Annotated in this window: 10 protein-coding genes; 2 read left to right on the top strand and 8 right to left on the bottom strand. The window is 72.1% G+C overall.

Annotated features, from left to right (window positions below):
* Nucleotides 1–47 precede the first annotated feature (47 nt).
* The 6 genes from ACGFI8_RS16500 to ACGFI8_RS16475 form a co-directional block, all read right to left on the bottom strand.
* The gene (locus ACGFI8_RS16500) at nt 48–1,214 is read right to left on the bottom strand and encodes a S1C family serine protease (protein WP_392805276.1); all 1,167 of its coding nucleotides are present in this window, start codon (nt 1,212–1,214) and stop codon (nt 48–50) included.
* A gap of 817 nt (nt 1,215–2,031) precedes the next feature.
* On the bottom strand, nt 2,032–3,378 hold the full coding sequence (locus tag ACGFI8_RS16495) for a class I SAM-dependent methyltransferase (protein WP_392805273.1): 1,347 nt from the start codon (nt 3,376–3,378) through the stop codon (nt 2,032–2,034).
* Nucleotides 3,375–4,748 (bottom strand): FAD-binding oxidoreductase, encoded by a 1,374-nt coding sequence (locus ACGFI8_RS16490; RefSeq protein ID WP_392805270.1) that lies wholly within the window; start codon nt 4,746–4,748, stop codon nt 3,375–3,377. The genes ACGFI8_RS16495 and ACGFI8_RS16490 overlap by 4 nt, the downstream gene beginning before the upstream one ends.
* 134 nt (nt 4,749–4,882) lie before the next feature.
* A complete protein-coding gene (locus ACGFI8_RS16485; protein ID WP_392805416.1) occupies nt 4,883–6,088 on the bottom strand; it encodes an RNA polymerase sigma factor in 1,206 nt (401 codons plus the stop codon).
* A gap of 93 nt (nt 6,089–6,181) precedes the next feature.
* Nucleotides 6,182–6,508 (bottom strand): YciI family protein, encoded by a 327-nt coding sequence (locus ACGFI8_RS16480; protein WP_392805267.1) that lies wholly within the window; start codon nt 6,506–6,508, stop codon nt 6,182–6,184.
* A 201-nt stretch (nt 6,509–6,709) separates the two neighbouring features.
* Entirely contained in the window at nt 6,710–7,411 is a 702-nt protein-coding gene (locus tag ACGFI8_RS16475) for a hypothetical protein (protein ID WP_392805264.1), read from the bottom strand.
* A 64-nt stretch (nt 7,412–7,475) separates the two neighbouring features.
* On the opposite strand from ACGFI8_RS16475, the gene ACGFI8_RS16470 reads away from it, so the two are divergent.
* Nucleotides 7,476–8,564: a hypothetical protein gene (locus tag ACGFI8_RS16470; protein WP_392805261.1), complete on the top strand. Its 1,089-nt coding sequence runs from the start codon at nt 7,476–7,478 to the stop codon at nt 8,562–8,564.
* A gap of 16 nt (nt 8,565–8,580) precedes the next feature.
* Here the strand turns inward: ACGFI8_RS16470 and ACGFI8_RS16465 are convergent, their stop codons facing one another.
* Nucleotides 8,581–9,150: a TetR/AcrR family transcriptional regulator gene (locus ACGFI8_RS16465; RefSeq protein ID WP_392805259.1), complete on the bottom strand. Its 570-nt coding sequence runs from the start codon at nt 9,148–9,150 to the stop codon at nt 8,581–8,583.
* 77 nt (nt 9,151–9,227) lie between these two features.
* Between ACGFI8_RS16465 and ACGFI8_RS16460 the strand changes: the two genes are divergently transcribed.
* Nucleotides 9,228–9,875, top strand: a complete 648-nt coding sequence (locus ACGFI8_RS16460; protein ID WP_392805257.1) for an NAD(P)-dependent oxidoreductase — start codon at nt 9,228–9,230, stop codon at nt 9,873–9,875.
* Nucleotides 9,876–10,104: 229 nt separating this feature from the next.
* On the opposite strand, the gene ACGFI8_RS16455 is transcribed toward ACGFI8_RS16460, so the two are convergent.
* The gene (locus ACGFI8_RS16455; protein WP_392805255.1) at nt 10,105–11,874 is read right to left on the bottom strand and encodes an ABC transporter substrate-binding protein; all 1,770 of its coding nucleotides are present in this window, start codon (nt 11,872–11,874) and stop codon (nt 10,105–10,107) included.
* Nucleotides 11,875–11,925: the final 51 nt, after the last annotated feature.

Genomic DNA, 11,925 nt, shown 5'->3' with positions numbered 1-11,925 from the left:
CGCGTCGTGGCGAACGCGGGCCGCTGCGGCGAGGGGAATCGAAGTCCTTACGGCGCCTCGCCGAGGGTCACGGTCACGGTCTGCTCGCTGCCGTTGCGATCGACCGTCACCGGCACGCGGTCGCCGGCCTTCGCCGCCTGTACCGCGTTGATGAGCGAGGTCGCGTCGGTGACGGTCGCCGAGCCGAACTTGGTCACCGTGTCGCCGGTCTTCAGGCCCGCCTTGTCGGCCGGGCCACCCGCGACCACGCCGCCGATGAGCGCGCCGCCGTTGCCGTCGGTGAGCTGCACGCCGAGGTACGGGTGGCTGACCTTGCCGCCCTTGGCCAGCTGGCCGGCGGCGGCGCGGGCGCGGTTGGCGGAGATGGCGAACCCGACGCCGATGTTGCCGTTGCTGTTCTGCCCCGCGGTGGCGATCGCGGTGTTGATGCCGACGACCTCGCCCTTGAGGTTGACCAGCGCGCCGCCGGAGTTGCCCGGGTTGATCGCGGCGTCGGTCTGGATCGCGTCGGCGATCGACTTGCCGCCCTGCTCGCCCGAGATCGTGCGGTGCAGGGCGCTGACGATGCCGGCCGTGACCGAGCCCTGCAGGCCCAGCGGGCTGCCGACGGCCAGGACGGTGTCGCCGACGCGCAGCGCGTCGCTGTCGCCGAACTTCGCCGGGGTGAGGCCGGAGACGCCCTGGACCTTGATGACCGCGATGTCGCCGGACGGGTCGGTACCCACGATCGACGCGGGCGCCGTCTTGCCGGTGCTGAACGTCACGGTGAGCTGCTGGGCACCCTGCACGACGTGGTTGTTCGTGATGATCTGGCCGTCCGCGGTCATGATCACGCCGGAGCCCTCGGCCTCGCCGGTGCTGATGTCCACGACGCTGGGCAGTACCGCCGCGGCGACCCCGCCCACCGAGGAGCGGTCGAGGTTGGGCGCCGCGTCGCGGGTGACGACGGTCGGCGCGGAGGCCGGCTTGTCGTCGGCGAGCTGGGTGGCGATCAGGCCGCCGCCGAGCGCCGAGCCGACGGCGAGCACGACCGCGCACACGGCGATCACGGCGATCCGCCCGCCGCGCCCCGGCCGCGGGCCTGGCTGGCCGTAGGCGGGGTGCCCGTACCCGGGCTGGCCCGGGTGGCCGGGCGGCGGGAATCCGGGCGGCGGCGCGCCGTGCCCATACGGCTGCCCGTAGCCGGTATTTCCGACATATCCGGCGGGGGGCACCGGCGTCGTCGCGAAGGACGCGGTCGCGGTGCCAGGCGTGCCGAGCGGCTGCGTCGGCGCGCTGTCACCGGCGGCCGGCAGGTGCGGATACCCGTTGGTGCCCGGCCGGCTCCACGGCGACCCGGGGGCCGGCGCGCCCGAGGCGGGAACGTACGAAACCGGCGCACCCGAGGGGGAAACGTATGAACCCGGCGCACCCGGGGCGGGAGCGTACGGACCCGGCGCACCCGGGGCGGGAGCGTACGGACCCGGCGCGCCCGAGGGGGGAACGTACGAACCAGGCGCACCCGAGGCGGGGACGTACGGACCCGGCGCGCCCGAGGCCGGGGCGTACGCGTCCGGCGCACCCGAGGCCGGGAAGACCGCGGCCGGGGAGACCGGGGACGCGGAGGACCCTGCCGGGGCGCTCACGACCGGCGGAGCGGGAAACGGCACGGCGGGAGCGGGAGACGGCGCGGAAGCGGGAGACGGCCCGGCGGAAGCGGTAGACAGCACAGCGGAGCCGGAGGACGGCCCGGCCGAAGACGGGGACGGCGGCGGCCAGGACGCGGCCGGTGGCGGCGGCTGCGGCGGGGCCGGGGGCTCCGGTGAGGCCGACGGCGACGGCGGTAGCGCGGAGCCGGGTGTGTCAGCGTGCTGCGGGACGCTCCCCTGGCGGTCCTGGTCACTCATGGTGTCCAGATTGCACACCCCAGCTTCCGCCAAACTGGATTCTCCCTGGGAGAAAGCCGAGAGCCGCAAATCGGTCAGCGGGGGTCGCAGGGGCCGCGGCCGGTCGGAACCGGCCGCGGCCTGTACAAACCGTGCGGTACGAACGTCAGGCGGTCCAGTCGGGCCGTAGCGGGTAGGAGGACACGCCGTCCCTGGTGGTCTTGGTGGCGAGGATCTGGTGCAGCTGGATCTCGTTGCGCTCGAAGGCGAGGCGCGAGCCGGCCATGTACAGGCCCCACACGCGGGCGGTGCCCAGCCCGACCTCGGCGACGCACTCGTCCCAGCGCTCGACCAGGTTGCGGTTCCAGCCGGCCAGGGTCAGCGCGTAGTGCAGGCGTAGGTTCTCCTCGTGCTGCACCTCGAACGCCGCGTCGTGCACGGCGCTCACCAGCCGGCCCGGGGAGGCGAGCTCGCCGTCGGGGAAGACGTACCGGTCGATGAACGCGCCGGGCTTGTGCGAGGCGCGGTTGTCGGAGCGGGTGATGCAGTGGTTCAGCAGCCGCCCGCCGGGCTTGAGCCGGTCGCGCAGTGCCCCGAGGTACCGCGGATAGTTCTTGACCCCGATGTGCTCGGTGAGCCCGATGGAGCTGACCGCGTCGAAATGCTCCAGGGGCGCGTCGCGGTAGTCCAGGTGGCGCACCTCGGCGAGGTGGCCGAGGCCCTCGCGCTCGATCGCGGCCTGCGCCCAGGCCGCCTGCTCCCGCGACAGGGTGACGCCGAGGGCGCGCACGCCGTATTCGCGCGCGGCGTGGCGGACCATCCCGCCCCAGCCGCAGCCGACGTCGAGTAGCCGCTGGCCCGGCTTGAGCCCCAGCTTGCCGGCGACGAGGTCGTACTTGTTCGCCTGGGCCTGCTCGAGGGTGTCGGACTCGGAGCGGAAGACGGCGCAGGTGTACGTCATGGACGGGCCGAGCACCATCTCGTAGAAGCGGTTCGACACGTCGTAGTGGTGGTGGATCGCCTCGGCGTCGCGGCCGCGGGCGTGGCGCAGGCCGAGGCCGGCCAGGGTGCGCTTCCACGCAGGCGTGGCCTCCTGCGGCGGGGGCGGCGGCGGGAGCAGCCGCTCCCAGCCCAGGCCGCGCACCAGGCGCAGGGCCTCGGCGGCCGAGGGCAGCCGCAGCCGCAGGCCGGTGGTGAGCTGCCGCATCGCCTCGTACGGGTCGCCGGGGTGCGCGCCGCGCACCTCGAGGTCGCCGGTCACGTAGGCGCGGGCCATGCCCAGGTCGCCGGGCGCGGTCAGCACGTACGACAGGCCGCGCTCGGAGGCGACGTGCAGCCCGATGGCGGCGTTTTCGGGACCGATGGCGCTGCCGTCGTAGGCGGTGATGCGGACCTGGGGCTCGCCGGTGGTGACGGTACGGACGATGTCTGCGACGGACGGGACGGCCGGCCGGCGGCGGGGCTGGCCGGGAACGGATCCTTGCGTGTTGCTCGAACGGTAGGTGCTGGTCATCTGCGCCCCACAACCTTGTCGTAGAGGTCGGTCAATCGGTGACCGGGGTCGTAGCGCTCCTTGGCGGCGCGGTATGCGGGGCCGCCGTAGAGCCGGTCGAAGGTCTCCCGGTCGTAGTAGGCGTCGGAGTAGAGGGACTTGTGGCCGCCGAGCTCCAACACCTTGGCCTCGATGGCCCGGTTGACGTCGCCGTCGGCGGCGCCGGGCACGATCGGCACGGTGCCCCAGAACCCGACGTTGACGTATGCCTGCCCGGCGTGCATCGGGTACAGCGGCCACTCGCGCTCCCGCAGGCGCAGCGGGCAGAGCCAGATCGGCGCCATCGGTACCTCGCGGGCGAACCACCGCAGGAAGTCGCCGGTCCGCTCGAGCGGGAGTTCGACGTCCTGCACGACGCGCTCGTGGTCGGGCTGCCCGCGCCACCGGCCGACGCGTGCGGCGAGGCCGTAGCGGTTCTCGAACCGCACGATGCGGTGGTACACGTCGGAGCGGCGGTACCGCCGCGGCCAGACCCGGCGCACCGCGGGGACCTGTGCGCCGAAGGCGGCCGAGCACCAGAACCAGTCGGTGTCCCAGCGCCACAGGTAGTCGTACGCGCCGAGGCGGTCGGCGGCCTTCGCCCGCAGCGACTGGTAGTAGATGTCCTGCCCGGTGTAGTCGCTCGTGGCGCCGGGCTCGTCGGTGAAGGTGCCCAGCACGAGGTACGACTCGCCGGGGCGGAACACGACGCCGTCCATGACGTCGACATGCCGGCCGTCGTGCGCGCCGGTCTTCATCACCTCGCCGACGACGTGGAGCAGCTCGTCGACGTCGTCGAAGCGCAGGTTGGCCAGGCGCACCCCGGCGGCGATCGGCATCAGCTCGATGCGCAGCCGGGTGGCGTAGCCCAGGCTGCCCAGCGAGTTGGGGAACGTCGAGAACAGCTCGGCGTGCTCGTTGTCGGGCCGCGCGGTGAGCAGTTCCCCCGCGCCGGTGAGGATGTCCAGCTCCAGCACCGACTCGTGCGGCAGCCCGTGCCGGAACGAGGTGGCCTCGATGCCCAGCCCGGTGACCGCGCCGCCCAGCGTGATCGTGCGCAGCTGCGGCACGACCAGTGGCATCAGGCCGTGGGGCAGGGTGGCGTCGACCAGGTCCTCGTACGTGCACATGCCCTGCACCTCGGCGGTGCGCCCGGCCGCGTCGACCTCGATGACCCCGCCGAGGCCGCTGACGTCGAGGCCGTGGCGGATCTCGGCGCGCGGCCGGAACAGGTTCGAGGTCTTCTTCGCCAGCCGCACGGTGTCGCCGGGCGGAATCGCGGCGTAGGAGGCGCGCAGGGCGTCGACGGCGCGAGTGTGCGCCGCCCAGCCGACAGGTTGACCGCGTTCCACTTCGACCACCTCACCGTTGTGCAACATCCCGTTGACACCAGATTCTGGTGTAAACGGAGGCCCGCCTCAGCCAAAGTTGCACACGTGGCAAGATCAGCCAACGCCTGGTGACTGAACTCACGCTCCGGGTGACGTCATGGGGTGAGCGAGGTCAGCCTGCGGGTGAGGTATCGGCGCTCGGCATCGCTCCCGGCCAGTTCGAGAGCCTCGCGGTAGGCCTCGGCGGCCTCGGCGGCGCGGCCGAGCCGGCGCAGGAGGTCGGCGCGGGTGGCGGGCAGCAGGTGGTACCCGGCGAGGGCCCCGGCGTCGCGCAGCGCGTCGACCAGCGACAGCCCGGCCGCGGGCCCGTCGGCCATGGCGACGGCGACGGCACGGTTGAGTTCGACGACGGGCCCGGGCACGACGCGGGCGAGCCGGGCGTACAGCTGCGCGATCTGCGGCCAGTCGGTCTCCGCGGCGCTGGGCGCGCACGCGTGGCACGCCGCGATCGCTGCCTGGATCTGGTACTTCCCGGCGCGCCGGCGGCGCAGCGCGCGCTCGAGGATCTCGACGCCCTCCGCGATCCCGGCCCGGTCCCAGGCGTCGCGGTCCTGCTCCTCCAGCGGGACCAGGTCGCCGGCGGCATCCAGCCGGGCGCCTCGGCGCGCCTCGTGCAGCAGCATCAGCGCGAGCAGCCCGAGCGCCTCCGGCTCGTCGGGCATGAGCGCGGCGAGCACCCGCGCGAGCCGGATCGCCTCGCCCCCGAGGTCGGCCCGCCCGCCGCCGCTGTAGCCCTCGTTGAACAGCAGGTACAGCACGGCCAGCACCGACTCGAGCCGCTCCGGCAGCAGGTGCGCGGGCGGCACCCGGAAGGGGATCCGGGACCGCCGGATCTTGTTCTTGGCCCGCACCAGGCGCTGCGACATCGTCGGCTCGGACACCAGGAACGCCCGCGCGATCTCGGCCGTCGACAGCCCCGCCAGGCTGCGCAGCGTCAGCGCGACCCGGGCCTCCAGCGACAGCGCCGGATGGCAGCAGGTGAACATCAGCCGCAGGCGGTCATCCGGTACGGCGGGGGCCTCGTCGTCGGGGTCCGGCACGTCCTCGATCGGGCTCAGCATGGCAACCTCCCGCAGCTTGTCCGCCTCCACGGCACGGCGGCGCAGCCGGTCGAGGGCCCGGTTGCGCGCGGTGGTGGTGAGCCAGGCGCCGGGCCGCCGCGGGACCCCGTCGCCCGGCCAGCGGCTCAGCGCCTGCGCAAACGCGTCCTGGGCGCACTCCTCGGCGAGGTCCCAGTCGCCGGTGAGCCGGATCAGCGCGGCGACGATCCGGCCCCATTCCTCGGCGTAGACGGCCGCGATCGTCCGCCGGACGCCCTCGGCGCCCGCGGCGGCCCCGGCGTCCCCGGTGTCCGCGGCGCCTCCGGGGGTCTCGGCGTCCTTGGGATTCGCCGCTCAGCCCTCCCAGAACGGGCGGAGCTCGATCATCCCGCGGCGCGCCATCGGATGCCTGGCGGCGACCTCGATCGCCTGGTCGAGGTCGGCGCACTCGATGATGTCGAAGCCGCCCATCTGCTCCTTCGTCTCGACGTACGGCCCGTCGGTGAGCACCACCTCGCCGTCGCGCACCCGCACGGTGGTGGCCTCGGCGGGCGCCACGACCCGGTTGCCGAACAGCCGCACGCCCTTGCCGTCCATCTCCGCGACCCAGCCCTCGATCTCCGGCCCGGTCGGCCCGTCGGTGACCTCTCCGTCGACGATCACCATCATCAGATAGCGCATCGGTTCGCTCCCTTCGTTCGTTACCCGTACGACGAACGGGACCCCCCGGATCCGACACCTGGCCCACAGCCGCTCTTGGCACCGCGGACATGGCAGGGCCGGGGCGCCCTTCAGGCAGCCCCGGCCCGTTGTCTCGCGGGAGGAACGGTCCGCAGGTGACGCGGCCCGAGCCATAAATCCGATTTTCCGTCAGTTTTTCCGTCAGGCGCGGGCTCCCGCGAGCCAGTCGCGCCAGCCGGACTCCAGGGTCGCCGGGTCCGTGCCGGCGAAGTCGTGCACGGCCACGGCGTCGGCGCCGCCGAAGGCGGAGCGGCCGAAGAGGCGGATCAGCGCCGTGTCGGTGCGCAGGCCGACGAAGTGCGGGTGCTGGTAGTCGATGACCGCGCGGGCCGCGGAGACCGCGCCCGCCACCGGGAGGTCGAGCCACACGCTCGAGCCCTGCGGCGCGTCGCCGCCGACCGCCTTGCGCAGGGCGGCGAAGTCCTGCGGGCCGGGCGCGTCGACGGTCGCGTACGTCACCGGGCGGCCGCGGAAGTGCAGCAGGTACTCGCCGAACGTGTGCAGGTAGAAGTCCGTGTGCTGGCTCGCGCCGTCGTACTGCTGCTCCCAGTCGTCGACGAAGACGCCGCTGTGCACATACCGGAAGTGCGCACCGCCCTCGACCGGCGTGACGACGTGCTCGAGCTCGTTGAACCAGCCTTCGGGGCCCTCCATCCGGGAGACCACCCGGTGGGGCGGATCCCAGACGGTGACGGTGCCGCCGAAGCCGGCCGCGCCGCCCTCGCGCGGCTCGTACTCCACCGGCCACAGCCACCCGCCGGTGCCGCTGGTGAAGCCGTCGAACACCTCGACCTGGCCGACGGGCAGCGTGCCCTCGCGCACGATCTCGAATCGTTTCCCCATCGCCCGAGCCTACTCATCCTCTGCGGGCGAGTCTGGCCGTCGGCCGACGGGGCACGGTGGGCGCATGACGGTGAAGGATCTGGCGACGCTGACCCCCACCGGGTACCCGGCGGTCTCGCTGCTGATGCCGACCCATCGCAAGGCACCGGGGAACCAGCAGGACCCGATCCGCCTGCGTAACCTGCTGTCCGAGACCCGCCGGCGCCTCGATCTCGACGAGACGGTGCCGCGCGACGTCGCCAACCAGGTGTACGACGAGATCGCCACCGCCGCCGAGCGCGTCGACCTGCGGCACATGGGCGAGGGCCTGGCGCTGTTCGCCTCGCCCGGGCAGGTGCACGTGCGGCTGCTGGAGACCCCGGTGCAGGAGCGGGTCGTCATCGCCGACACGTACGAGGTCCGCGACATCGTCGCCGACGCCGCGCGCCACCACCGGTACTGGGCGCTCGTGCTGTCCGAGCAGCCGACCCGCCTGTGGAGCGGCGACGGCTCCGACCTGGTCGAGGTCCACTCGCACGGCTTCCCGTTCACGCACGAGGGCCCCGGCGGCACGATCGGCCTGCCTCGCGACTACGGCCAGGAGCCGAGCAAGCACGAGGTCGAGCGGCACCGCCAGTTCTTCCGCGATGTCGCCAACGGCCTGGCCGAGGTCGACAACCTGGACACCCGACCCGTGTTCGTGCTGGGCGTCGAGCGGTATCTGGCCGCCTTCGCCAAGGAGTGGACCCGCGGCATCGCCGGCACCGTCACCGGCAACTACGACCATGCCGGCGCGCACGAGGTGTACCAGCTGCTGGCCCCGCGCCTGGCCGCCTACACGGCGATGGAGCAGGTGGCGGCCCTGGAGGCGCTGGACGCCGCGCGGGGCGCCAACCGGTTCGCCGCGGGCCTGCCCGAGGTGTGGTCCCTGGCCCAGCAGGGCCGCGGCGCGCACCTGCTGGTCGAGGAGGGGTACCACAGCCCCGCGTGGGTCCACGAGGACCACCTGCACCCCCCGGAGCAGGAGCCGCACGGCGAAAGCCCGGGCGTCCTGCTGGACGACGCGGTCGACGACGTCGTCGAGTCGGTGGCCCGCCAGGGCGGCGAGGTGACCTTCGTCGGCGACGACAGCCTGGCCGCGGACGGCCGGATAGCCCTGATCGTCCGCTACTGACCCGTGTCCGCTCGGGTCAGAGCCTCAGCTGCGCCACGAACGCCGCGGCGGCCTGGTCGTCGGACAGTGGATCCGGGGCGAAGTACGCGATGAACGCGTGCTGGAAGCAGGCGCCCAGCACCAGGCCGGCCAGCGCTTCCGGGTCGGCCTCCGCGGAGATGCGGCCCAGCGCCTGCTCCGCCCGCAGGTAGGCGGCCAACCCCTCGTTCGCGCGGTGCGGCCCCAGGTTCTGGGTGCGCAGCCGGTCGCGATGCGCCTTGAGGATCGCCGGATCCGAGAAGATCGACGCGAACATCGGGAAGCCGTCGCGGTAGAACGTGATGCACACCGTCGCCAGCTCGGTCAGGATCTCGCGCACCGAGCCCGTGCCGGCGCGCTGCGGCAGCGTCTGCAGCATCGGGATGAACTGCGGGCCCCGCTCGTGCAACACCACCACCATCAACTCGAGTTTGTCGCGGAAGTGCTTGTACAGCGTCGCCTCCGAGAAGCCGGCCTCGCGCGCGATCTCCTTCGTCGTCGCGTTGGCCAGGCCGCGCTCGCGCAGCACGCGCGCCGCCGCGTCCACGATCACGTCACGAGTGGCCACGGCGGCACTTCCGGATCCTCAGCACACGTGTCATTGTAGGGGTTAGTGAGCACTTACTAACCGCTTGGGGGAACGGCATGAAACTCACCGTGTTCGGGGCGACCGGCGGGATCGGGACGCAGCTCATCAGGGAGGGCCTCGCCCGCGGCCACGCGATGACCGCGGTCGCGCGACGGCCCGTGGACCTCGGTTGCGACGTCGTCGTGGCCGGGCTCGACGACGCCGAGGCCCTGGCGGAGGCGGTAGCCGGGCGCGACGCCGTGCTCTCCGCGCTCGGCATGCGGCTGCCGGAGATGAGGGCCCGCCGCAAGCAGGACGCGAACGCGCGCAGCACCGTGCAGGCCGACGGCGCCCGGGCGCAGGCCGCCGCGATGCTCGCCACCGGCGTACGGCGCATCGTCAGCGTCGATGCCGCCGGCCGGGTCGCCGACGAGGGCGACGGCGCGATCACCCGGACGCTGGTCAAGCCCCTGCTCCAGCGACTGCTGCGCGAGGGCTTCGAGGACCTGGCCGAGGCCGAAAAGATCCTGCGCGCCAGCACCCTGGACTGGACGCTGATCGCGCCACCGCGCCTCACCGACGGCCCCCACCGTCCATACCGGACGGTCATGGACGTAAACGTCCGAGGCGGACGAACGCTGTCCCGCACCGACGTCGCCGACGCGATGCTCCACGCCCTGGAGGAGCCAACCTGGATCCACAGACGAATCAACGTAGCGTACTGAACCTCGAAGCGCCCACAGGCGCCCGCAACGCGGACGCAGGGGCGCGCAGCGTCCGCAGCAAGTGCCCGCGAAGCGGGCATGGGGGGCGTGGGGTGGGAACCCCCCACACGCGCCCAAGCGAAGCGAGCGCCAACCAAACAGCCACCGGCCGCCCCAAGGAGGAAGAGCGGCCGGTGGCGTAACCGCGTGCCCGGGAAGTCCCTCGTCGACCCGGGCACTTCCGAAGCGGTCAGCTCATGACGCCGAGGCTGCCGAAGTCGTACATCCCGTAGTAGCCGGTGACGAACACGTTGGTCAGCCGCGGGTTGCGATAGTTGAGCGCCTTGTCATAGGTGAACGGCAGGTAGGTCGCGGACTCCGAGACCAGCCTATTGATCTGCTTCCAGATCTCGGCGTTCTTCGCCGGGTCCGGCTCGGCCTGCGCCTGGTCGATCAGCTTGTCGATGGCCGGGTCGGACAGCTCCGCGTAGTTGTTGTTCCCGGACGCCGAGATCGCCCGGCTGTCCACGAGCACCTGCAGGAAGCCGGCGGCCGTCGGGTAGTCCGCGCCCCAGCCGGCCATCATCAGACCATAGCCCTTCGCGTGCACGTTCGACGGGGAGCCGATGATCGAGCGGAAGTACAGCGACGCGTCCTGCGGGTCGAGCCGGGCCGTGATGCCGACCGCGGCGAGGGCCTGCTGCAGCGCCTCGGCCGTCTTGGCCTCCTTGCCCGAGTTGCGCGTCGCGATGACCGTCTCGAAGCCGCCGGGCTTGCCGCACGCGGCGAGCTCCTCTTTGGCCTTGTCGATCTGCGGCTTGCCCGACTTGGTGTTGAACACGTCGTCGGCGTCGTCGTGGCCGGCGATCGTCGGGGGGAGCATGTTGGTGGCGATGTCGCCGCCGGCGTCCTTGCCGCCGCGGGCGGTCTGCATGGCGATCTTGTCGGTAGCGTACTGCACCGCCTTGCGGCAGTGGATGTTGTCGAACGGCGCGACCTTGGTGTTGATGGCGACGTACCGGATGAAACCCGTGACGGGCGAGTCGGCGTACTTCTTCTTGTCCGGGTCGAGCAGGATCTTCGGCTGCGTGCCGGGCTGCACGCCGGTCTGCGCGATGTCGAGGTCGGCCTCGTCGGAGAGCAACTGGTTGTCGATCTCCTCGACGGCCGTGCCGTAGACGACCTCGACGCGGTCCGGCAGCGCTTTGCGCACACTGTCGGTCTTCTGGTCCCACTGGTCGTTGCGGACCAGCGTCAGCTTCTTACCCTGGTCGTACGACTCGAACTTGTACGGGCCGGAGGAGACGGGCCGGTTGGCGTACTTGTCGCCGTTGTCCTTGGCCTTCGGCACCGGGCTCGCCGCGGGCATCGACAGCAGGTAGAGGAAGTCGCTGTTCGGGTCGCTCAGCGTGAAGACGATGGTGGACTCGTCCGGCGTCTGGACCGACTTGAGGCCGAGCCCGTTCGGGTCGGTGTCCTTGTACGGCCCGGGGTAGTTCTGCCCCTCGTCGAGCACGTCGACGAGGTACTTCGGCCCGGCGTTGATGACCTCTTTGGCGAAGATGCGCTCGATGCCGTACTTGACGTCCTTGGCGGTGATCGGCGTGCCGTCCTCGAACTTCAGCCCGGACTTGAGCTTGAAGGTGTACTTCTTGCCACCGTCCTCAATGGACGGCATGGCCGAGGCCAGGTCGGGCACGAGCTTCAGGCCGTCCGCACCGGGCTTGGCCTCGTTGGTCAGCAGTGTGCGGACGTAGAAGCCCTTCATGAAGTTCCACTCCTGCGCGTAGTACGCGATCGCAGGGTCGAGCGAGTCCGGGTTGTCGTGGATGGTGAGCCTGAGCGTCCCGCCCTTCTTGTCGGACGGGTTGACGACGCCGTCGAGCGCGGCGTTGAAACCCCCGGCACCTTTCTGACCACCGTTGTTACTGGTATTGTCGCTTGAGCCGCCTCCGCAGGCGGACAGCACGAGCGCCGCGGTGACCGCACCGGCCACCAGCGCGCTGGAGCGCTTATTCACGTGTCGGACCTTTCCGGGTGCCGCGGTTGTGGTGCCGCGGATCGGGCTCTC

It is taken from the genome of Dactylosporangium sp. NPDC048998 (assembly GCF_043197855.1).
GTDB lineage: Bacteria > Actinomycetota > Actinomycetes > Mycobacteriales > Micromonosporaceae > Dactylosporangium.
Note: the sequence above shows the minus strand (reverse complement) of the source record. Positions and strands in the feature narration are given on the sequence as shown.

Bases quoted from the DNA above. Each gene is read 5' to 3' on its own strand.
- ACGFI8_RS16495 (WP_392805273.1), bottom strand. From the start codon at position 3,378: ATGACCAGCACCTACCGTTCGAGCAACACGCAAGGATCCGTTCCCGGC.
- ACGFI8_RS16480 (WP_392805267.1), bottom strand. From the start codon at position 6,508: ATGCGCTATCTGATGATGGTGATCGTCGACGGAGAGGTCACCGACGGG.
- ACGFI8_RS16475 (WP_392805264.1), bottom strand. From the start codon at position 7,411: ATGGGGAAACGATTCGAGATCGTGCGCGAGGGCACGCTGCCCGTCGGC.
- ACGFI8_RS16470 (WP_392805261.1), top strand. From the start codon at position 7,476: ATGACGGTGAAGGATCTGGCGACGCTGACCCCCACCGGGTACCCGGCG.
- ACGFI8_RS16460 (WP_392805257.1), top strand. From the start codon at position 9,228: ATGAAACTCACCGTGTTCGGGGCGACCGGCGGGATCGGGACGCAGCTC.